General features: G+C 40.2%; 15 protein-coding genes. 6 read left to right on the top strand and 9 right to left on the bottom strand.

All coding sequences use genetic code 11. The annotated features are described in order from the left end of the window. Positions 1–4: 4 nt before the first annotated feature. The 7 genes from RM545_RS00230 to RM545_RS00200 form a co-directional block, all read right to left on the bottom strand. Positions 5–1,210 carry a glycoside hydrolase family 27 protein gene (locus RM545_RS00230; protein WP_311493254.1) on the bottom strand — a complete coding sequence of 402 codons (1,206 nt, stop codon included), beginning with the start codon at positions 1,208–1,210 and terminating at the stop codon, positions 5–7. Positions 1,211–1,317: 107 nt separating this feature from the next. After that, the gene (locus RM545_RS00225; protein ID WP_311493253.1) at positions 1,318–3,828 is read right to left on the bottom strand and encodes a glycan-binding surface protein; all 2,511 of its coding nucleotides are present in this window, start codon (positions 3,826–3,828) and stop codon (positions 1,318–1,320) included. A 35-nt stretch (positions 3,829–3,863) separates the two neighbouring features. Next, entirely contained in the window at positions 3,864–4,946 is a 1,083-nt protein-coding gene (locus RM545_RS00220; RefSeq protein ID WP_311493252.1) for a hypothetical protein, read from the bottom strand. 22 nt (positions 4,947–4,968) lie between these two features. Continuing rightward, on the bottom strand, positions 4,969–6,513 hold the full coding sequence (locus RM545_RS00215; protein ID WP_311493251.1) for a RagB/SusD family nutrient uptake outer membrane protein: 1,545 nt from the start codon (positions 6,511–6,513) through the stop codon (positions 4,969–4,971). Between the two features lie 12 nt (positions 6,514–6,525). Continuing rightward, the gene (locus tag RM545_RS00210; protein ID WP_311493250.1) at positions 6,526–9,651 is read right to left on the bottom strand and encodes a SusC/RagA family TonB-linked outer membrane protein; all 3,126 of its coding nucleotides are present in this window, start codon (positions 9,649–9,651) and stop codon (positions 6,526–6,528) included. Positions 9,652–9,994: 343 nt separating this feature from the next. Beyond that, complete coding sequence (locus tag RM545_RS00205) at positions 9,995–11,107, bottom strand: glycoside hydrolase family 5 protein (RefSeq protein WP_311493249.1); 1,113 nt, start codon at positions 11,105–11,107, stop codon at positions 9,995–9,997. Between the two features lie 21 nt (positions 11,108–11,128). After that, a complete protein-coding gene (locus tag RM545_RS00200) occupies positions 11,129–12,001 on the bottom strand; it encodes an AraC family transcriptional regulator (protein ID WP_311493442.1) in 873 nt (290 codons plus the stop codon). Positions 12,002–12,212: 211 nt separating this feature from the next. Here RM545_RS00200 and RM545_RS00195 point away from each other — a divergent pair, with 211 nt between their 5' ends. The 6 genes from RM545_RS00195 (at position 12,213) to bglX (ending at position 21,321) form a co-directional block, all read left to right on the top strand. After that, positions 12,213–13,337 carry a glycoside hydrolase family 26 protein gene (locus tag RM545_RS00195; RefSeq protein ID WP_311493248.1) on the top strand — a complete coding sequence of 375 codons (1,125 nt, stop codon included), beginning with the start codon at positions 12,213–12,215 and terminating at the stop codon, positions 13,335–13,337. An 11-nt stretch (positions 13,338–13,348) separates the two neighbouring features. Further along, positions 13,349–15,190: a sodium:solute symporter family protein gene (locus RM545_RS00190; RefSeq protein ID WP_311493247.1), complete on the top strand. Its 1,842-nt coding sequence runs from the start codon at positions 13,349–13,351 to the stop codon at positions 15,188–15,190. A 6-nt stretch (positions 15,191–15,196) separates the two neighbouring features. Further along, the gene (locus RM545_RS00185; protein WP_311493246.1) at positions 15,197–16,387 is read left to right on the top strand and encodes a glycoside hydrolase family 130 protein; all 1,191 of its coding nucleotides are present in this window, start codon (positions 15,197–15,199) and stop codon (positions 16,385–16,387) included. 1 nt (position 16,388) lies between these two features. Further along, positions 16,389–17,576: an AGE family epimerase/isomerase gene (locus RM545_RS00180; protein ID WP_311493245.1), complete on the top strand. Its 1,188-nt coding sequence runs from the start codon at positions 16,389–16,391 to the stop codon at positions 17,574–17,576. Between the two features lie 6 nt (positions 17,577–17,582). Next, positions 17,583–18,884, top strand: coding sequence for a glycoside hydrolase family 26 protein (locus tag RM545_RS00175; protein WP_311493244.1), 1,302 nt, complete (start codon positions 17,583–17,585; stop codon positions 18,882–18,884). A gap of 136 nt (positions 18,885–19,020) precedes the next feature. Next, on the top strand, positions 19,021–21,321 hold the full coding sequence (gene bglX / locus RM545_RS00170; RefSeq protein WP_311493243.1) for a beta-glucosidase BglX: 2,301 nt from the start codon (positions 19,021–19,023) through the stop codon (positions 21,319–21,321). Positions 21,322–21,728: 407 nt separating this feature from the next. Here the strand turns inward: bglX and RM545_RS00165 are convergent, their stop codons facing one another. Then, positions 21,729–22,013, bottom strand: a complete 285-nt coding sequence (locus RM545_RS00165; RefSeq protein WP_311493242.1) for an addiction module antidote protein — start codon at positions 22,011–22,013, stop codon at positions 21,729–21,731. Between the two features lie 5 nt (positions 22,014–22,018). After that, positions 22,019–22,318, bottom strand: coding sequence for a type II toxin-antitoxin system RelE/ParE family toxin (locus RM545_RS00160; protein WP_311493241.1), 300 nt, complete (start codon positions 22,316–22,318; stop codon positions 22,019–22,021). Positions 22,319–22,562 lie beyond the last annotated feature (244 nt).

Below are 22,562 nucleotides of genomic sequence, written 5' to 3'. Positions count from 1 at the left end.
GTTATTAACTCTTTTTGAGCCTTAATGTAAGCACATCGTGTGGTGCTACAGTAGCCTTTAATGTTTTTTTGGTATTTTTGAGTTCCTTTTCATTCCAAATATCCTCTATACTGTAAGTAACTTCACTAAAATCTACTGCATAGTCAAAATGAGGATCTTCAATTTTCTTTTCTTCCCAATCAAAACTTACTTTTCCTGGCTCATCTGAACGATTGAGGAAAGTAACGGCCCATTCCCCATTGCTTAGAGGCTTGAACCATGTTTCCAGTCCGTCTTCCGAATTATATTTAAAAGCCTGAACACCCAGAGAATCCTGGTTTATAGCGATCATTTTCTCATTGGTAAGAATTTCTACGGTTTCCGGAGTCATATTTCGTACATCGTTACCGGCAATAAGGGGAGCGGCCAACATGCTCCACATGGTAAAATGGGCACGATCCTCATTTTGGCTCATTCCGTTACCAACTTCCATCATATCGGGATCATTCCAGTGACCGGGACCGGCATATTCTCTTAGCCCATCCTGCATATCCAGAATTCTAAGAACACCCCAGGATGACCAGCTGCCGTGATCTTCTTCGCAATTCCAACAGTTATAAATGTCGCCGGTAGTTCTCCACATATGGGCAACATCTTCTGCCCACTCCCAGGGCTGATTGTCTCCCCATTCACACATTGCAAAAAGAACGGGCCTGCCGGCGCTGTATAGTGCATCACGCATGGTACTGTAAGCTCCAATGGGATTGATATTTTCAGTGTTGCACCAGTCGTATTTTAAATAATCAATACCCCATTCGGCGTACCGGATAGCGTCCTGATATTCATATCCGCGGCTTCCTGGTTCACCGGCACAGGTTTGGGTTCCTGCATCAGAATAAATGCCAATTTTCAGACCTTTGGAATGTACATAATCTGCAAGGGCTTTCATACCGGAAGGGAATCGTTCAGGATCTACCTGGATAAAGCCTTTTTCGTCACGTTCCCCGTGCCAGCAATCGTCAATAATAACATATTCATATCCGGCTTCTTTCATGCCGCTTGCCACTATGGCATCGGCTGTTTCTTTTATGAGGTCTTCATTAATATCACAGGCGAAGGTATTCCATGTATTCCAGCCCATAGGCGGAGTATCTGCCAGTCCTTCAAATTTCTGTGAATAACCGCTCATACCTATAAGGAGGCAGAGTAGTAGTAATATCTTATTCTTCATTTGGTTTTTTTTAATTAATTGGATATTTAATCTTTCATCTAAAAAATATTCCCTGTAAAAAAATAAATTTTTACAGGGAATATATTCTAGTGATTGGATCAAAAAGATTATTTCTCTTCGAACCTAACGTTATCTATTGCAAAGTTAAGCAGAACATCTGCATCCTGGAATGCCATTCCAAATTCAGCATTTACCTCGCTAAAATCAGGTTGACCTATTTCTGATAAGGGAATAGTAATCGTTACCCATTCACCTTCAGTATCAAAAGGTTCGCCTGTTTCCTGCCATGGAGCCCAGTCGTAAAAAGCGTCAACTCCGTTTGTTGTAGAATTGAACCTAAGCCTGAACCTTCCTTCAGATATCGGCTCTAAGGTCAAAATGTCGAATTTAAGAACGTAATCCTCAAGGTTGGATCCTACAACGTCTGCACCGTGGAAGGTACTGGCATCATTTCTCCAGAAGAGATCTGTAAAACCTGTTCCTCCGGTTTGGAAATTTGCTCTTCCGTAGCTGCTTCCGTCCAGTGATATTTCATCATTATTTTCTGGCGTTACATTACCCCACCATTGGAGATTTTCATCCCAATCGAAGAAGACCATTTCAGGATCTGCCACAGGATCTGGACCACCACAGCCGGGTGTGTCAAATCGTACGTTATCTATTGCAAAGTTAAGTAGTACATCTGCATCCTGAAATGCCATTCCAAACTCAGCATCAACAATACTAAAATCCGGAACACCAAGCTCAGTAAGTGGGATTTCTATTGTTTCCCAACCATCTGTTGAAAAAGGTTCTCCTGTTTCTTCCCACGGAGCCCAGTCGTAGAATACATCCTGACCAGTTGTGGCATTGAACCTTAACCTAAACCTACCTTCACTTATAGGTTCTACTATGTTAATGTCAAACTTAAGGGAATATCCTTCAAGATTGTCACCAACAACTTGAGCGCCACTAAAAGTAGAAGCATCATTCCTCCAGAAAAGATCTGTAAAACCTGTTCCACCTGTTTGGAAATTTGCTCTACCATAGCTACTACCATCAAGGCTTAGAGCTCCATCTTCAGGAGTTACATTACCCCACCATTGGTTTTTTCCGTCCCAATCGAAGAATACCAGAGATTCGTCTTTTACAGGACAAACGCCACCTTCATTGCTTTCTACAACAATACCAAGCGGTTCAACTAAATCTGCAGGGACAAGCACCCTGTTGATCGCATGTAAGATTCCGTTGCTGGCACCAACATTGGCATTAACAAACTGAGATGGTAATGCTTCTGGGAAAGTAGGCCTTAACCTTGCATTTTCACCACTTAGATCGGCAGTAATGTCATCACCATAAACAGTAGAGATAGTGCCACCATCTGTTAACTGGCTGGACATTATAATTCCCTCATGTAGGTGATAATTCAGAACACTCCTTAAAAGTTCTAACTCCTCCTCTGTTTCAAAATCACTCAAGCTTTCGAAATTAGTGATCAGGCTGAAAAAGCTTTCAAAAGCAGCATTATCTGGTACAAATACAGATAGTTCTTCTGCAGATGTTAGCTGGTCGCCTAAACCAACCATTTCTACAGCAGCAATAAAAGAAGTATAACCTCTGTCTTCAATTCTTTCTTTCAGGTTTAGTGTTTCGTCCAGAATGCTCTGGAAAACAGCATCAGGAAGAATAACTTTATCCACCCCATGAATAACACCGTTTGTAGCCTGAATATCCTGTATGGTAACATTACCATCTGTATAACTGGCGTCAGAAACCACACCTTGTGCACTTATAGAAAATACTTCTCCGGAAACCGGGGTCTGCTCGGTTCCAAAAGTTTCTGCAGAAAGTAGGTTGGATCCTGTTATCACGTGCTGTTCAAGAACGCTCCTTAGAACATCTGTTGGAATATCGGCTAAAGTAGACCATCCAAAAGCACCGTTTAAGTCGCCAAGGAAATTCTCAAATGCGGCATTAGTAGGAGCAAAAACTGTAAACGGGTAGTTAGGATTCTCAGCGTCTGTAGCTTCAGATACAGATAACATCTCTGTTAGTCCGGCCAGCTCAACTGCTTCCATAAACGTAGAAAACTGGTTATTTGCCTCTACGTGGTCCAGAATAGCAGGAGGAGTTAAAATTCCATCTACAACATGTAATACTCCGTTGGTAGCTCCTTTGTTTGAGGATTCGGTAACGAGAGATACCTCACCATTTAGAGTGGTTTCGCCTTCAGTATTAATATATAAGCTAAGGAAATTTCCGTTAGGTCCTGTAGCCATTGTAGGGCGATAACCTGTTGATAGGGTAGAAGCAAAATCTGCCGTAACCGTGCTCAACACATGGTTGCTTAACAGGTTTTCCATTTCTTCCTCATCTAATCCTGAAAGATCTGCTTGGTCAAAAGCTGCATTTCTGGGAGCAAAAACAGTGTAAGTCGTGGTTTCCCTCAAAAGCGAGTCCATCTCGGCCTCGACCAAAGACTGGTACAAGACTGATAAATCTGCAGTTTCAGCAAGGACCTCATTTATATTCCTGGGATCCTCACCCAATTGCGGATATAGATCGTCATCGTCCTCGCAGGAGCAAAGGCTCGTAATTACTGCGAGCACTAACAAGTAATATATTTTATTTAATTTCATCTGTTTTTCTTTTATTTATAATTGAGCATATCGATCTATAGAAAACCGAAATCGTCAACATAGAATATATACTGTGCCTTTCCTGTGTTGGATGCTTCCTGGAAATCTATTCTGTTGATTACCGCCGGCGCGCCACCGGTTGGAAAGAAACTACCCATTGGGATCACTACTTTATTCCATTGACCAGGTATAAGTTCCACACCTACTGTTCCGGCAAAGTCGTTTATTGCCACGTTTACCATGTCTCCGGGTTCTCCTGTACCGTATAGGGATACAGTAATAGCTTCATACTGGTTAAATGGTATTCCTGTTTCTGGAGTAAATGTTAATCCAGACCAGGCCTCCCTAACGCTTTGGATGGAGTATTGCCCCAAAGCAGGATCTGTTGCTTCTACGTCAAAAGTTCCACCCCACTGGCTCATTGACCACTCTGGGTTTAGCTGATCAATATAAACAGAATAAGTAAATCCATAGGAATCAGATCGGGCACTGGCACCCCGGGATGTTGTAAGGTCGATATAAGCCTGCTCCACTCCATCTGGTACTACCACTGTAACTTCTGTTTCAGAAACAGAAAGAATTTCAGCCGGACGCTCTACAAGGTTTCCTTCTTCTTCACTACCGGAAGTAAAAATAACTTCTGATGCATCTGTGAAATCCCCGCCTATAAGCGTCACGGTTTTGACTCCGTCCTCAGTAGTTCCTTCTGTAAAGTCCTCAATAGTTAAAAGAGAAAAATCGTAGGTTGTAGAACCATAAAGGTTTTCTAGCCTTAGAATATTGTCCTGCCCTACGTAAGGTGCGAATTCAGGAACTGATACAAAAGTCAGGTTATCTGTCGTTAAAGCTGGGTTAAAGCTAGTTCGGTAGCCGTTAAAATAGACAGCGACTAAACTGGCTAAATTTTCTCCTCTTATAATATAGGTATTTTGTAGTACCCCCTGGGTAACAGGAGCATCCTCCCTTGCCTCGCTTACACTATGTATCACTGGAGGAGCCACTGCGGTTCCGGGAGTTTTCACGTCAAAATCACTATCACAGGAGACTAAAGAGACTACTGTAAAGAGGATTAACAAGAACTGAGGTACAGCCTTTGTTTTAAAGTTTGTTCTTTTCATAATTAAATTTTTTAAATTAATTTTATTCACCGCTGTTAGCATCAAAATCATAAGGTACCGGGTCCTCTAACAATGCCGGGTTACTCTGGATCTCACTGGTAGGATAAGGGTAGAGTAAATCCTCTACAGTAGGAACATATATCTCTGAACTGACTGTAGGAGGGGTTGTGTCGTTATTGTATGGTCCCCTTTCCACGTTGCCAAGGAATTCTATGGCAAACTCAGGTCCGCGTCTAACTATGTCATACCAAAATTCCAGTTCCAACGCCAGTTCAATTCTTCTTTCGTGGAAAATGTCTTCGATATCCGGATTTTGAATTGGATCCAAACCTGCCCTTGTACGAACCTGGTTGAAAGATTCAACACCTTCACTAACCGGGCCTCCACCCATAATGGCTGCTTCAGCATTTATTAGTAATACTTCAGCATAACGTAAGATGTAGGTGTTGTTAGGATAACTCTGAGAAGCTCCGTTAGATGGATTTCCAATAACATACTTTTTAATACCTACATTGGTTCCCTGGTGGTTAATAGTTTCCGGAACCGTATATCCTCCGTTGATGCTAGGATAAAACGCTCCTGGTTCCATAATTGTCGCATAATAGCGTTCATCTCCAGTCTCATACGATTCCTGTAGGTCGATTGATGGCCCTAAAGCTGACCAACCGTCGGAAAATCCTGTAATCCCTGCTGAAGCATAAAATGATTGTAAGGCATTTCCTTCAGCATAAATCCCCGTGTTAGCCCATTGTAAAGCAAATACTGATTCGACATTGTTATCATTTTCTTCTAAAAACAACTCATTGTAATTTTCCAAAAGTGCGAACTCACCAGATTGAATTACTTCGTTGGAAAGCTGGTATGCCATTGACCAATTCTCTTCGTATAAATAGATTTTAGATAATGCGGCTTTAGCAGAGTTACTGGAAACCCTTCCGGCCTGGATGTCGGTATCTGTTGTCCTGTCGTATAGATTCTCAATAGCAAACTGGTAGTCACGCTTAATAAACTCATATACATCCTCTACAGGATTACGGGCTACAACAGGCTCCAAAACATAATCTGTGTTATCTGCAAGAATTGGAACAGATCCAAAGATACGTACCAGATAAAAATAAGCAGTGGCTCTTATGTAACGCGCTTCTGCTATGGAATTGTTGACTACAACTTCAGAAATATCTGGGCCTACAGCTGTTGGCAAAGTGTTTATTACTGAATTTGACTGGGCAATAACAGCATAAAGGGATTCCCAGGCCTGCGTTAAGGTACCATGAGCTCCGGTTATGGAGTAGTTTGAAAATTCCTGGTTCCTTGCATCCCATGTCCTGGCATTACCAGATGCGATTTCTCCAATTGGCCAGGCAACGTTACTGATAAAGTTAAACCACGGCTTAGAATATAAGTGGTTTGATGCAGAGGCTACCTGACGGTTAGTCTGATAAAAATTATCTACACTGTATGAATCCTCCGGTGGTCTGTCCAGGAAGTCCTCACTACAGGAAGGGAAAAATAGCACGGCTGAAAGAGCAACCAACACCAAGACCTTTGATTTAATTAAATTCTTCATTTATCTATTTTTTTATAATTCAACATTAAGTCCCAGGGTAAAGGTTCTGGGAGAAGGATAACGTCCGTTGTCAACACCCATTAAAAGAGCATTCTGATTAAATGTACCTACTTCAGGATCATATCCTGAATAGTTTGTAAAGGTAAACAGGTTCTGTACACTTCCGTAAATTTTTAACCTGTTTAATCCTATTTGATCAGCAGCGTCAGCAGGTAATGTATAACCTAAAGTAAGATTTTGAACTCTCAGGTAAGAACCATCCTCGATATACCTATCAGAAATTCTAATGTTGGGGTTACTTTCACTACCTCTCACCAATCTTGGCTGATTTCCATCCGGATTATTTACAGACCAGTAGTCCAGTACTATTGGATCCTGATTAACATAGTAACTACTTCCTGCAGTTAAAGTTCTTTTTACCCCATTAAAGATGTCATTACCATAAGAGCCCTGTAAGAATACAGAAAGATCAAATGCTTTATAGGTGAACGTATTCTGAAAACCAAAAGTGAAATCCGGATGTGGATTACCAATTTGTGTTCTGTCCTCAGTGTTTATCACACCGTCTCCGTTCACATCTCTATACTTAATATCTCCTAACCAGTTGGAGTCAAAAAGAGCATCTTCAAAAGGTCTTCCAAACTGAATTGGAGCACCCTGAATATCCGCTGTGGTCCTGAAAAGTCCCTCAACTTCATAACCATAGAACATACCAACCGGTTGGCCTACTTCTGTTCTTGTTATATTCTCATTGGAATCACTAATGTACAACTGGCCGTTAATTACAAGATCCCCCAGCAGTTCGGTCACTTCGTTTTGGTAGTGTGAAAAAGTTAACGTTGAGTTCCAGTTAAAATCATTATCTCCTAAAGTACGATAATTTAAAGTAACATCGACCCCTCTGTTTACCATCTCTCCAAGGTTAACCCATGGAGCGGCAATAGCTCCGGGAGAATTTCCACCGGTAACAAAATCTGTAACTGCGAGTTGGTATAAGAAATCTCTTGACACTTTGTTATATACTTCAATTGTGGCGCCTAATCTCCTGTTTAGCAAGGAAAAGTCAAGTCCCAGGTTTGTCTGTGTTGAAGATTCCCAGGTAAGGTCCGGATTTTCAAAGTTAGCATACTCAAATCCTGTACCTAAATCTGTATTCATCGTATTAAGTCGTACTCCATATGCGAAGTTTGGAATATTCTGGTTACCTACTTCTCCATAACCACCGTAAATTTTTATGTTCTGTAAAACATCAAAATCTTCCATAAAAGCTTCATTCGATAACCTCCATGATGCAGATATAGAAGGGAAATAACCCCATCTGTTTCCTTCTGCAAACTTTGAAGAACCATCTGCCCTGAATGAGGCAGTAACGTTGAACCTGTTATCAAATGAATAAATAGCCCGTCCAAAATAAGATTCCAAAGCAGAACTTGCCATATATTGATCTGCAATATCGGCTGCGTCCCCTGTACCTAGGATTGGTACTTCGTTACCTACAAAATCCCCGTCCTGTGCACTTATTCCTTGCCATGAAGATTCCTGAACTTCCTGCCCAAGCAACACTGTAAGGTCGTGATTATCGTCGTCTCCAAAGGAGTTATTATAAGTTAAAAGGTTTTTTATGATCCAGAAATCGTTGTTTTCCCTGCCTGAGTTTAAACGGTTTTGCCCTCTTTCCAGTACACCATAAGTAAAGGTAGGTTGAAACTGGTCCCGTAGGTTGTTTCCAAAGTCCCCACCAAATTCACTTCTGAAGTTAAGATTGTCATGAAGGGAAAATTCAACAAAGAGGTTACCAAAAACCCTGTTTCTTTGAATTGTATTCTGAATATTTAAAGCTTCAGCAATAGGGTTTCTTGTACCGAAGGCAATCTCATCAGCAGTAACGGGTCCCGCAAAAGATCCATCAGGATTGTAAACCGCAGTAGCCGGGTTGTTCAGTAACGACAGTGAAATAATACCATTGCTGGCGTTGTTTAAAGTTACCTGGTCATTAGTTCTACTGGCAGAAATGTTAATACCTGTTTTGATCCAGTCATTAACTTCGCCGTTTACGTTTGCACGAACTGTCATACGATCAAAACCGGAACCAATTACTGTACCTTCCTGGTCTGTGTAAGATGAGGAGATAAAATAGTTTATCTTTTCAGTTGCTCCGGAAAAAGATAATTCATGGTTTTGCTGAAGGGCATCATCAAATATTTGTGCCTGCCAGTCAGTTCCCGGGCCTAAAAGGTTTGGAAATAAAAATTCCATTTGCTCATTAAGACCATAGATCTCTGCAACATTGTTCTGGTGGATTGCATATTGCTGCAGGTTCATTACATCAATTTTGTTTGTAGGACGCTGAATTGCAGTGTACGTGTTGTAAGCTAACCTTCCCTGGCCAATTTTACCTTTTTTGGTGGTGATTAATACAACACCGTTAGATCCCCTGGACCCATAAATTGCAGTGGCTGAGGCATCTTTAAGAATGTTAATGTCTGCAATGTCGTTGGGGTTAAGTGCCGCTAAAGGACTTAAACCTTCTGCCCCTGCTTCACCGGAAACAGGTACACCATCAATAATATAAAGAGGTTCACTGGAACCGGTAATGGTGTTTACCCCACGAATCCTAACAGAAACAGCAGCACCCGGTTGCCCGGAGTTTTTGGTTACCATTACCCCGGAAGCACGACCCTGCATAAGCTGGTCCACACTTACCTGAGGGACATTCTCAAAAGCTTCTGAACCTATCTTAGATACAGATCCCGTAATATTTTCTTCTAATTGGGCTCCATACCCAATAACCACTACCTCCTGGAGACTTTGAGAATCTTCATCCAGAGTAACACTTATTTGTTCGCCTCCCTGAACCGTAATTTCCTGGGTCAGGAATCCAACAAAACTAAAAACGATTACACCACTTTCCCCAATGGTAAGCTCAAATTCACCATCAAAATTTGTGGTGGTTCCGTTATTGGTTCCTTTTTCAATAACGTTTACACCTAACAAAGGCATTCCCTGGGCGTCTGTTACATTCCCTGAAACAGTTTCCTGGGCAAAGCCTAGTTGGGTGATTAGACAAAATGCTGCGAATAGGAGCATCCTGCCTCTTCTGATTAAACAGCCTTTACTTTTAAGTAATTTAGTGTGCATAAGAATAAAATTGCTTGATTTGATTTAAACAATTATGGGTTTAGGATTTTTCTTGTTCCTATTTAAGAACATACTTGAAATACAGCCCCTTTTTTTAATAGTCTTCAAATTTAGTCGGAAAGTTAAGCGTTGGTTAATATTATTTTATCATTTAGTTGTGTTATTTTTCCGCTCTCTTTAGTGAATCTAAGGGTAATAAAATTTTAAGATACTGTTTTGTAGCGGGTTATATCTATAAATGTCGATAACTGTAATTTTCACACTAATTATGTTAAAATTTTTGCACTTGGCTATCAGGTCTTGTTAAATTTTCCGTCTATGCGCTGTGTTCCTTTTGCGTGCCTTATTGGTTTTTTAATGCTGCTTTAACCAATTTTCCCGACTCAGTTAATACTTCATCATTTTTAAGTTGATTGGCTGTTGTTCCGGGTTTTATAGCTGCAGACATCTCATCTTTGTCTGCAATAGACCAGTTACACCAGGAGATATTATTTTCTTCTGCAAAATCCCACCATTTATGGGCTTCTTCAGCGTTTATTTCGTCATCGCCATTAGCAAGGGTGGTTCCAAATTCTGTAATAAAGAGCGGTAGGTTCTTATCTAAGGCTTTTCTGGCAATAGCTCTCAGCTCTTCCTTGTGCGTGGCTGCATAATAATGGAGTGTGTAGGCAATATTATTTTCTTCTATAGGGTCTTCAGCTGCAAGGTCTACTCTTTGTGACCATCGCGGAGTTCCGCATATAATTATATTGTCAGGATCCTTTTCCCGTATTTCTGAAATTATTGTTTCATGATAAGGCTTTAAGACATTGCTCCAGGACACTTCCAGGGGTTCGTTGTAAATTTCATAGAGAAGATTTGGTTGATCTCCGTACTTAGTTGCCAGCTCCTTAAAAAATGTTTTTGATTCTTCGGTATGATCTTCGGCGTGGTGGTCGTGCCAGTCTACAATAACATAAATACCCAACTCGATAGCGGCATCGATAACCCGGTAAACTTTTTGTTTTTCCCTTTCAGGGTTCTGTAAATAGCCATCATGTTCAATAGCCATTGCTGCTCTTATTACATTTACATTCCAGCCCTCTTTCAGGTTTTTTACAGTTTCAAAATTATAAAATTCCGGTTCCCACTGGCTCCAGAAAAGCGACATTCCTCTTAGCTGAACGTTTTCGCCATTTTGGTTTACCAGGTTTTTTCCTTGTATGATGAGTTGCCCATGCAGTGCCACAGGTGTTTCATTCTCAATGTCCTCCTCAGCTTCTTCTTCTGTTTCTTCCTCTTGTTCCTCTTCAGGATTGGTGTCTTCTTCTGTTTCTGTTTCCTCACTGTCTAATGGGGCTTCTTCTTCCACGACGTTTTCTTCATCTTTAACAGGTTCCTGTGTTGGAGTGCAGTTAGTGAAGAGGGAAAATTGAATTAATAGTAGGAGTAAAAACGTTGTTTTCTTAATTGTCATGATAAAATAGTATAATAAAGGTTAAAGTACCCGCTTAATTCCGCTAAATTCTTCGCGGTATTGACTGGGTGTGCAACTTTTGGTTTTCTTAAAAACCCGGTTAAAATTGGCAATATTATTAAATCCGCAGTTAAACGCAATTTCAGCAATACTCATATCTTTTTCTATAAGCCATCTTGCTGCGTATCCTATTCTCGTGTCATTTACGTATTCAATAAAAGTTTTTCCGGTTCTCTTTTTTATAAAACGGTTAAAGGAGACCTGGCTCATGTTTACCAATTGCGACATTTCTTCCAGGCTTATTTTATTCTGATAGTTTTCCTGTACAAATTCATAAATTGTTTTTATTTTTTCGCTATTCTCAAAGTTTTTGTTCTCCGAAATGTATGTCGATAATAGCCTTTGCTTTCTGGAATTTGCCAGGTCGTGTAACACCGAAATAAATTCCAGGAAATAATCGATACTGTCAATTTTCGATAAGCGTTGGATCTTCGGTTTTATTTCTTCTGAAATCTTAGCTGAAAACAATATCCCATGAGCAGATCTTTCAAACATATCCTTTATAGGCTTCATTATTCTGCGACTCAATAGCTTGCTATCTAAAAGATCATTGTGGAAGTGAATGGTAACCTCGTGTATTGCTTTACTCTTGCAGTTATGCAGCTCCCAGCCATGCTGGAGGTTTGGTCCAACCAAAACCAGTTCGATTTCCTCAATTTCTTCCATGCTGTCACCAACGATTCTTCTCACCCCTTTACCGTTGGCGATAAAATTTAATTCAAATTCCGGATGAAAATGAATAGGAAAATCAAAATCGTCTTTTACTCTATCGAAAACCAGGAAGCTGTCTTCTGGTGAGAGTTGAGTAATTTCTCTGTGAATGTCTTTATGCATAATAAAATTGATAACAGTCAATTAGTAAATTTTAATTACAAAATGACAAAATGATATTGATATAATAGTCTCAATCGTTTTAATTTTGGGTTAACATAAATGTTAGCTTGTAAAAGTAATTTTTGGTGAAAAACGGAAAGGTTAAAGATACTATAAGCTTTTCTTAAAATGAAAATTATTTATCACTTCTATGCAGATTTAGAACAATAACATGAAAAATTTTGTCAGATTAGTTACAGTTTTTACATTTTCAACGTTCATATCATGTGGTCCGTTACGTAATTTTGATGCAGACACCATTGTTTTGGCCGATACAGATGCAACGAGGGAAACTAAAATTCTTTACCGGCGCGTTAGTGAAATTGGGAAGGAAGGAATTGCATTTGGACACCAGGATGCGACAGCTTATGGTATAGGTTGGAAGCATGAAGATAATCCACAGGAAATAAGAAGTGATATTAAGGACGTTACGGGAAAATTTCCTGCAGTTCATGGTTTTGACCTGGGGCATATAGAACTTGGTAAAAGTTATAACCTGGATACTGTCTCTTTTGCTCTTATGAAAGATCATATTCGGGAGATGCATAAAAAAGGGGCTGTTATTACTTTTAGCTGGCACCTGGATAATCCTGTAACAAATAAGAGTTCCTGGGACCCGTCTTCCGCTGTTTCAGAAATATTGACCGGTGGTTCGCAGCGGGAAAAATATGAGCTTTGGGTAAAGAGGATCTCTAACTTCTTTCTTTCTCTAAAGGACGATAATGGTAAATTTATACCTGTGATCTTTAGACCATATCACGAAATGAATGGCGGATGGTTCTGGTGGGGTGAAGGCAATGTTTCAAATTCAGATTATAAGCAGTTATGGAAGGAAACCCTGGAGCTCTTGCAATTTAATGGTGTTCACAACCTGCTTTATGCTTATTCTCCAAATATAGTTTCCAGTGAGGAGGAGTACGAGAAGTATTATCCCGGGGATGCGTATGTGGATATTCTTGGTGTGGATATCTACAATCACGGGGGAGACGAAGTATTTGTTAAAAATTTAAAGTCGAACCTGGAGATTGTAAAGAGAAAGGCAGGACTAACAAATAAGCCATATGCTCTTTCAGAAACAGGAAACAATAATTTTGGTAAAGGAGAGGACTGGTGGACACAGGTTCTTTATCCCGGAATAAAAAACTCCGGTATTTCCTGGGTTCTGCTTTGGAGAAATGATAGTCCTTCCCATTATTTTTCTACGTACAAAGGAGAAATTTCTGAAGAGGATTTTAAAGAATTTGAGTCTTTGGAAGAAATCCTATTTCTTGATGAAGTAGAAGACATTTTTAACTAAAAAAAGCATTAATGCTACAAGGTTTAGACATTGCCATAATTCTGGCATATCTCGTAGGAACTATATTAATAGGACTGGCATTACGAAAAAAAGCACAAAAGAGTAAAGATGATTACTTGCTTGGGGGGAAAAGTCTTCCCTGGTACATGCTGGGACTTTCTAATGCTTCCGGTATGTTTGATATCTCTGGTACGATGTGGCTGGTTACCTTAACCTTTGTCTATGGCTTTAAAAGTATATGGATCCCATGGCTTTGGCCGGTTTTTAACCAGGTTTTTCTTATGATATATTTGTCAGCCTGGCTTAGACGATCCAATGTGACCACAGGTGCCGAGTGGATTCTTTTTCGTTTTAGTAGTGGGAAAGGAGGGAGACGTTCTCACGCCATAATAGTAGTTTTTGCAATACTTAGTTGTCTCGGTTTCCTGGCGTATGGATTTATCGGGCTGGGGAAATTTGTAGAAATCTTTATTCCTTGGGAAATAGTTTCTGCATACATTCCTTTCGATATACCACCCGCTTACATACCACACTTTTATGGTACTATTTTTACATTATTTGCTGTATTTTATTCTGTTTTGGGGGGTATGTCTGGTATTGTATGGACAGACTTGCTTCAATATACAATAATGACCGTTTCTTCTATTGCTATTGCCGTAATCGCATGGCTTGCGGTAGGGGAGAACACGCTTAATGTTCCCGATGGTTGGCTTAATCCGTTTTTTAACTGGGAACTTAACCTGGATTGGAGCGGAATTATAGATGAAGTGAATACAAAAATTGTTTCTGATGGATATTCACTCTTCGGAATCTTTTTTATGCTCATGGTTTTTAAAGGAATACTGGCAAGCATCGCAGGGCCGGCACCTAATTATGATATGCAGAAGATACTTTCTACCAAATCTCCTCTTGAAGCTGCAAAAATGAGTGCTTTTTCAATTTTTGCCCTCATGCCTACCAGGTACTTAATGGTAGGTGGTTTCTCAATTTTGGCTGTTCTCTTCTATGATAGACTGGACCTTACAACTGCAGGGCTTCTTGATTTTGAAAAAGTCCTTCCTGCGTCCATAGAACAATTTGTGCCGGTAGGATTACTGGGTCTGCTTCTCGCAGGTCTGTTGGCCGCATTCATGTCTACCTTTGCAGGGACTTTAAACGCTGCCCAGGCTTATCTCGTAAACGACATCTATTTAAAATATAAAAATCCGCAGGCTTCGTCCTCGAAGGTTAAGATGATGAACTATAGTAGCGGGATCGTAGTGGTTATTATTAGTATTATTCTGGGGTTCTTTGTTCAGGATGTAAATTCCATATTGCAATGGATCGTCTCAGCATTATATGGAAGTTACGTGGTGTCTAATGTCTTAAAATGGCACTGGTGGAGGTTTAACGGTGAAGGCTACTTTTGGGGAATGCTATCGGGGATTATACCGGCCTTAGTTTTTCCAATTTTTACAGATACGCTGGACCTTTATTATTTCCCGGTGATTTTACTAATTTCAATTGCGGGTAGTATAATAGGAACTTATACTGCCGGACCAACAGATGATGATACGCTTATGGAATTTTATAAGAGAACAAGACCCTGGGGCTTTTGGAAGCCCATAAAAGAAAAAGTAAAGCAGGAGGATCCCGCATTTGAAGAAAATAATGCGTTTGGCAGAGATATGTTTAATGTGCTTATAGGTACTATAGCCCAAACCCTTCTTGTTGTAATCCCGTTTTACATAATTCTCAGAGAAAATGTACCTCTTATAATCTCATGTGTGATCTTGATCATCACTGTAGTTATTCTAAAGAAAAACTGGTGGGATAAAATTAAAACCGAACCAAATATTACCAGAAAAAATTAAGGAAGAATGGATTTTAAAGATGAAAATAAAACTATAAAGAAGCTTCCCGGCTTTCAGGAAGTTTTGGAAAGCCATCAAAAGCTAATTGAAAGAAAAAACAGCCCTGAGGAAATATCCAATGGGATCTATGAGAGGTATCAACATCCGGTTGTTACTGCGGCACATGCACCGCTGGAGTGGAGATATGACTTTAACCTTAAAACAAATCCGCTGGGTCTTGAGCGAATTGGGATTAACGCCACCTTTAATCCGGGTGCCATGAAATGGAAAGATGCTTATGTGCTGGCTGTAAGGGTGGAAGGGAATGACAGGAAATCCTTTTTTGCCATTGCAGAAAGTCCTAATGGTGTAGATAATTTTAAGTTTTGGGAAAAACCTGTAGTTCTTCCGCAAACAGACGAGCCCGATACTAACGTTTATGATATGCGGCTTACGCGTCATGAAGATGGTTGGATTTATGGAGTATTCTGTACAGAAAGAAAAGATAAAAGCCGTCCTGAAGATACTACTGCGGCGGTAGCCAATGCAGGGATTGCCCGTACTAAGGACCTTATAAACTGGGAACGTTTGCCCGATTTAATTTCGAATTCGGGACAACAGCGTAACGTTGTCCTGCATCCTGAATTTGTAGATGGAAAATATGCGCTGTACACCCGTCCGCAGGATGGATTTATAGAAGTGGGTAAAGGAGGGGGAATTGGTCTTGGGTACGTGAAGGACCTGAAGAACCCTGTGCTGGAAGACGAAAAAATCATTAATCATAAGGCATATCATACCATTTATGAGATGAAGAATGGTCTGGGGCCGGCACCTATTAAAACAAAAGAAGGCTGGCTGCACCTGGCACATGGTGTGCGTAACACGGCAGGAGGTCTAAGATATACGCTTTATATTTTTATGACGGCCCTGGAGGATATTTCTAAGGTGATCCACCAACCTGCAGGTTATTTTATGGCTCCAAATTATACAGAAACAGTAGGGGACGTTCCTAACGTTCTCTTCGGAAATGGCTGGATAAAAGATGAAGATGGTAAGATTTTTATCTACTATGCATCTTCAGATACACGCTCGCATGTGGCTGTATCTTCGGTAGAAAAACTTCTGGATTATGTAAAGAACACTCCTGAAGATGATTTCACCTCGGCTGCTTCTGTAGAAAAAATTATACAGCAGGCAGATAAAAATAAATCACTTTAAAATGCAGCTTAACTCCCGCAACATCTTAAAAAACGAATTATCGGCAGAACTGGACAATATCCTGGACTACTGGAAAACGTTTAGTAAGGATAATGAATACGGTGGCTTTGTAGGCCGGCGGGATCACTTCAATACGCTTGTTCCTGAAGCAAACAAAGGGATTATTTTAAACACCCGTCTTCTCTGGACATTCTCGGCAACAGGAAATTTCCGGCAGGACAAAAGTACTGTTGAAATTGCAACAAGAGCTTACGATTACCTAAAGGAATTCTTTCAGGACAGGAAAAACGGAGGTGTCTTTTGGGAGCTGGATTACCTCGGGAACCCGGTAAATACAAGGAAGCAGATTTACGCCCAGGCTTTTGCTGTTTATGCCTTGTCTGAATATTATAAACTAACTCAGAAAGAGGAAGCGAAAAATTGGGCTGTTTCCCTTTTCGAGCTTATTGAAAAACATGGAAGGGACAGAGAGAATAATGGATATTTGGAAGCTTTTCAGCAGGATTGGTCACCAATTGAGGATATGCGTCTAAGCGAGAAAGAAGATCATTCCGCTAAAACCATGAATACACATCTTCATATTCTGGAGGCCTATACTACCTTGTATCAAATTACCAAAAAGGAAAAAGTAAAGGAAGCCTTGCAGAACCTTTCAATTCTTTTTCTTGAAAAATTTTATGCTGAAGAAATTCAGCATTTTCATCTGTTTTTCGATGTAAATTGGAACAGAACAAACAATATTGTTTCCTATGGCCACGACATCGAAGCGGTTTGGCTTATAATTGAAGCGATAAAAACCTTACAGGATCCCGATCTTCTGGAAAAGGCAAATACGGTGGCTGTTGCTGTAGCAGAAACTTTTCTGAAAGAAGGTTACGTTAAAGGCTCGGGAGTAGTAAACGAGAAAAACCTGGAATCGGGAAAGTTGGATGCCGACAGGCATTGGTGGCCACAGGTAGAGGCGATGGTAGGGCTCGATTTTGCTTTCAGATTAACTAAAGAAAATAAATTTCAGGAGGCAATATTCGATATTTGGGAGTACACTAAATCGCAAATTATAGACCGGCAAAACGGGGAATGGCATTTCCGTGTAAATGAAAAAAATGAACCTTACACAAGCGAGGATAAATTAGGAATGTGGAAAGCGCCGTATCACAATTCAAGGGCGTGCATGATGTTAGTAAAATAAAAAAATATGAAAAAGCTTAGTTACTTATTGTTATTATTTGTCTTTGTAATCACTACTGCATGTAGTGAAGACGATAGTTTTGATGAACCGGACCCGGTTGAAGAAACACCCGAAGAAGTTCCGGAAGAGCCGGAAGAACCTACAGAACCTGAAGTTCCCGAAGAAACACCCGAAGAGGGGGATCCGCAGACTTATGCTTTTGCTCCCGGGGAGACCAGGGGCTATATAGTAGATGGATCGGCTTCAGAAGAAACTGTGGCATTATTTTATCACTTGAAAGCAATTTCCGATTCCCGTTTTATCATAGGCCAGCAGGATGCTTTTAATGCTTTTTATAATAGTGATTCCGGAGAATCCGATATGAAAAAACTAACCGGAAGCGATCCCGGGATGCTCGGTTCAGATTTCATGTTTATTACAGATGATTCCAATAACGGGGAGGCCGGTAACTGGTTCTATCAGCAGGAACAACAAATTACCCAGGATGCAATTGAAGCTTATGATAAAGGTATGGTGAATGCTTTTACGTGGCATTTACGCGAACCTTATGAAGGGGATGATTTTTACACCAGTGAAATGACAGCTTTTCAAAGAGAAAACGCATTTAGAAGTATTATGCCCGGAGGTGCTAACCACGATTATTATAGAGAAAAGCTACAAAAAGTGGCAGAGGTGGTAAAAAACCTCAGAGGAAGTGACGGCACACTTATACCGGTAATTTTCAGGCCTTTTCACGAATTCGATGGGGACTTCTTTTGGTGGGGTGCACCTTATTCCACTCCGGCAGAGTTCAAGGAAGTATGGAGATTTACCGTTACTTATCTTAGGGACGAGTTAGATGTGCACAATATTTTGTACGCATTTGCGCCAGATAATAGCTATACAAGCAAAAGCGCCTATTTAAGTAGATATCCGGGAGATGAATATGTGGATATCTTAGGTATGGACAATTACGGAGATTTTTCTTCACAAAGCGGCTCTGGTGTTGCAGCAGCTAATCAGAAGCTAAAAGTGGTTTCAGATCTTGCGAAGGAAAGGAATAAAGTGGCAGCATTAACCGAGACAGGTTATTTTGTAGACGCTCAAAATCCATTGCCGTCCAATTTTTATTCAGAAAATATATACAATGTCATCACAGAAAGTGATGTGAATATAGGTTTCATAATGTTCTGGCAAAATTATGCCGATTCTTATACGGTACCTGTTCCGGGAGTAGAAGGGGAAGATGATTTTATGGAATTTATCGAAAAGGAGGAAGCACTTCTATTAGAGGACCTGCCGTCGTTGTACGACATGCCGGCCAATTAAGCTAAAATGTAATGGAAGAGTGATCTATGGGAAGTAAAATGCTTTACAGGAAGCTAACTTAATACTATTTTGCCTGGAGGTAGCTCACCTGATAGCTTCAGGAAAAGTAACTAACTCTAACTAATATTAATAACAAATGAAAAGAACAGCATGTTTTTCCCTGATAATTGTCACCGCAATGGGGATGTTAAGTTTCAGCGGTAACGACAGAAGACTAAATCAATCTATGGAAACTTTAGAAATTGACAGCATTACCCAAAAAGTAGATTCATTGTTAAACCTTATGACCCTTGAAGAAAAAGTAGGGCAAATGAACCAATATAATGGCTTTTGGGAAGTAACCGGCCCGGCTCCCGAAGGTGGTAGTGCAGAACTCAAATATGAGCATTTGCGAAGCGGTCTGGTTGGCTCCATGCTAACCGTGCGCGGGGTGGAGCAGGTTAGAGCGGTTCAGAAAATTGTAGTTGAAGAAACCAGGCTCGGGATTCCGCTCATTATTGGGTTCGATGTTATTCACGGTTATAAAACCTTAAGCCCGATTCCATTGGCAGAATCGGCAAGCTGGGATCTTGAGGCGATCAGGAAATCTGCAGAGGTAGCTGCTTCAGAAGCGGCTGCTTCCGGAATAAACTGGACCTTTGCACCCATGGTCGATATTTCCAGGGATGCACGCTGGGGCCGCGTTATGGAAGGTGGAGGTGAAGATCCCTACCTGGGCAGCAAAATTGCCGTGGCAAGGGTTAAAGGCTTCCAGGGAGAAGATTTGTCTCACCCACTTACAATCGCTGCCACCGCCAAGCATTTTGCCGGCTATGGTTTTGCTGAAGCAGGACGGGAATACAACAAAGCAGATATTGGGACACTTACGTTACACAACATCGTTTTGCCTCCTTTTAAAGCTGCGGAAGAGGCCGGAGTAAAAACCTTTATGAATGGATTCAATGAATTGAACGGGGTGCCTGTTACCGGAAATGAATATTTATTAAGAGATATTCTGAAGCAAAAGTGGGGTTTTGAAGGTTTTGTTATTTCAGATTATGCCTCTATTGAAGAAATGGCTACTCACGGCTTTGTGAAAAACGAAAAGATGGCTGCTAAAAAAGCCGTACAGGCAGGCGTAGATATGGATATGGAATCCTATTCTTATGTAAACGAACTTGTTGCACTTGTGAATGAGGGCCAGGTGGACGAAGCACTTATTGATGATGCGGTTAGAAGGATACTGCGTGTTAAGTTCGAGCTTGGATTGTTTGAAGACCCATACAGGTATTTGGATGAAGAAAGAGAGCAAAATATTATAGGAAGTAAGGAGAATCATGAAGCAGTTCTTGATATGGCCAAAAAATCCATAGTCCTGCTTAAAAATGAGAACAATATTTTACCCCTGGAGAAAAAAGGTCAGAACATCGCTCTTATCGGTCCGCTTGCAGATGATAAAAACAGTCCGTTAGGAAGCTGGAGAATAGCATCAGATGATAATACTGCTGTTTCTGTTTTAGAAGGAATGCAAAAATACGAAGGCAATAACCTTGTTTTTGAAAAAGGAGCAGACCTCGTAAACGGAAGGGTAACTTTTATTAACGAACTCGAGTTTAATACCACCGACAAGAGCGGATTTGATGCAGCTCTGGAGGCAGCAAAAGATGCAGATGTAGTGGTAATGGTTCTTGGCGAGCATGGTTTCCAGAGTGGAGAGGGCAGGAGCCGTACAAATCTTGATCTTCCCGGCGTTCAACAGGAATTAATGGAAAAAGTTTATGAAGTAAATCAGAATATCGTTCTTGTTCTTAACAATGGACGTCCTTTGGCCATTGAATGGGCAGAAGAAAATATTCCGGCAATTGTTGAAGCATGGCATTTGGGAACAGAAACCGGCAATGCAGTTGCCCAGGTTCTTTATGGAGATTATAACCCCAGCGGAAAATTACCAATGACTTTCCCACGGAATGTCGGTCAGACACCAATCTACTATAATCATGGGAATACCGGAAGACCTGAAGCAACCGAAATGGTATTCTGGTCGCATTACATGGATGTTGAAAACACGCCACTTTATCCTTTTGGTTATGGACTAAGCTATACAGATTTTAGTTATGATAACCTGAAACTGGATAAAGAAGAAGTGAGTGTTTCCGGAGAACTTAATATCTCCGTTGAAGTTACCAATACTGGTAATTACGACGGAAAAGAGGTTATTCAGCTGTACATCAGGGACATGTATGCCAGCGTGATAAGACCGGTAAAAGAACTGAAAGGTTTTGAATTAGTCGAAATATCTAAAGGAGAAACAAAAACAGTAAATTTCACACTTACTGAGAAAGAACTGGGCTTCTATAATGCACAGGGAGAATATGTTGTAGAACCCGGAGAATTCCAGATCCTTGTAGGAGGAAGTTCTGTAGAAGGACTGCAGGCTTCTTTCAATTTAGTTGAATAACAGACTGTTCTATTTTTTTAAAAATAAACTCCTGTGTCAATCTGATGCAGGAGTTTTTTTATTTTGAAGCTTTACTTCGGCAGAAAAAATAGTAACAAGATTTTCTCTGAAAAATCAGACGCTATATCAGGTTTAGCCTGTCGAAGCCCATTAGAAGACTGGTTATATTGTAAAGCGCTGAAGGTCGAAAATTGGTCAATTTAAGGCTGATCTTTAGCCTGTTATTAAAGGAATGAAAAGACTTCACAGGTTTTCAAAACCTCTGAGGTCTGATGCCGATAATTGCCAAATTTTGATGCTCATTAAAAGTTTCCGATCAGAAATTAAACTCCTGGCGCTTATTTCCTGCAGCGCAGCGCTCTTTGCTCTTTTTAGGGGTCGGTAATTGTCAAATTTTATGCTGAACTTTAGGTAGATACCGGATTTACTTGGATCTGTCCTCCAATAGCTTTTAAAACTTTCATTATTGTAGAAAACTGTGGTTTTGCTCCGTCCGACAACGCTTTGTATAAACTGGGTCTGCTTAACCCTGTTTCTTCTGATATTTTGGTCATTCCTATCGCTTTTGCGATATGTCCAATGGCATTAATTACATCTGCATTATCTCCTTCTTGTAAAACAGTGTTAAGATACTCAGCAATCATTTCTTTACTATCTAAATATTCTGCTACGTCAAATTTCGAAGTTTTCATTTTTACTACTCTTTTAATTTTTTCCAGATTTCTTTTGCTTTAGCGATATCCTTTTGTTGAGAAGACTTACCTCCACCAACCAGGAGGACAATTATTTTTGCGTTTTTTTCTTTAAAGTACAAACGATATCCTTTTGCGAAATTAATTCGCATTTCTTTAATGCCGCGACCTACAGGTTTGCAGTCTCCAAAATGTCCATCCTTTTCTAGTTTCTGAATTCGAAATAGAATTTTTGCTTTGGCTTTCAAGTCTTTTAGCTTTCTAAACCATTTATCAAATTCATCGGTTTTTTCAATAAACAACATCACTGTATCTACTTGGATACAAATTTAAAGAAATTTCTTATTTAAACTTTATTTATTAATGCTTTCTTTTTAGTCTGATAGTAGTATTTCTCGCCAATAATTGCTGAATTTCAAAGTTGATTAAAAGCTATTTGATTGAAGACTGCACTTGCATCATGCTGAGGATCTTAATTTATGTTTCCTGAAGCGCAGCGTTATTCGTTTGATTGCAGATCGATAATTGCCAAATTTTGATGCTCATTAA

This window comes from Autumnicola lenta, assembly GCF_031846515.1.
Lineage (GTDB): Bacteria > Bacteroidota > Bacteroidia > Flavobacteriales > Flavobacteriaceae > Autumnicola > Autumnicola lenta.
This window is presented reverse-complemented; position numbering and strand designations above follow the sequence as displayed.

What these genes read in the sequence shown, in the direction of transcription:
- RM545_RS00230 (WP_311493254.1), bottom strand. Translation starts at nt 1,210, where the DNA reads ATGAAGAATAAGATATTACTACTACTCTGCCTCCTTATAGGTATGAGC.
- RM545_RS00225 (WP_311493253.1), bottom strand. Translation starts at nt 3,828, where the DNA reads ATGAAATTAAATAAAATATATTACTTGTTAGTGCTCGCAGTAATTACG.
- RM545_RS00220 (WP_311493252.1), bottom strand. Translation starts at nt 4,946, where the DNA reads ATGAAAAGAACAAACTTTAAAACAAAGGCTGTACCTCAGTTCTTGTTA.
- RM545_RS00215 (WP_311493251.1), bottom strand. Translation starts at nt 6,513, where the DNA reads ATGAAGAATTTAATTAAATCAAAGGTCTTGGTGTTGGTTGCTCTTTCA.
- RM545_RS00210 (WP_311493250.1), bottom strand. Translation starts at nt 9,651, where the DNA reads ATGCACACTAAATTACTTAAAAGTAAAGGCTGTTTAATCAGAAGAGGC.
- RM545_RS00205 (WP_311493249.1), bottom strand. Translation starts at nt 11,107, where the DNA reads ATGACAATTAAGAAAACAACGTTTTTACTCCTACTATTAATTCAATTT.
- RM545_RS00200 (WP_311493442.1), bottom strand. Translation starts at nt 12,001, where the DNA reads ATGCATAAAGACATTCACAGAGAAATTACTCAACTCTCACCAGAAGAC.
- RM545_RS00195 (WP_311493248.1), top strand. Translation starts at nt 12,213, where the DNA reads ATGAAAAATTTTGTCAGATTAGTTACAGTTTTTACATTTTCAACGTTC.
- RM545_RS00190 (WP_311493247.1), top strand. Translation starts at nt 13,349, where the DNA reads ATGCTACAAGGTTTAGACATTGCCATAATTCTGGCATATCTCGTAGGA.
- RM545_RS00185 (WP_311493246.1), top strand. Translation starts at nt 15,197, where the DNA reads ATGGATTTTAAAGATGAAAATAAAACTATAAAGAAGCTTCCCGGCTTT.
- RM545_RS00180 (WP_311493245.1), top strand. Translation starts at nt 16,389, where the DNA reads ATGCAGCTTAACTCCCGCAACATCTTAAAAAACGAATTATCGGCAGAA.
- RM545_RS00175 (WP_311493244.1), top strand. Translation starts at nt 17,583, where the DNA reads ATGAAAAAGCTTAGTTACTTATTGTTATTATTTGTCTTTGTAATCACT.
- bglX (WP_311493243.1), top strand. Translation starts at nt 19,021, where the DNA reads ATGAAAAGAACAGCATGTTTTTCCCTGATAATTGTCACCGCAATGGGG.
- RM545_RS00165 (WP_311493242.1), bottom strand. Translation starts at nt 22,013, where the DNA reads ATGAAAACTTCGAAATTTGACGTAGCAGAATATTTAGATAGTAAAGAA.
- RM545_RS00160 (WP_311493241.1), bottom strand. Translation starts at nt 22,318, where the DNA reads ATGTTGTTTATTGAAAAAACCGATGAATTTGATAAATGGTTTAGAAAG.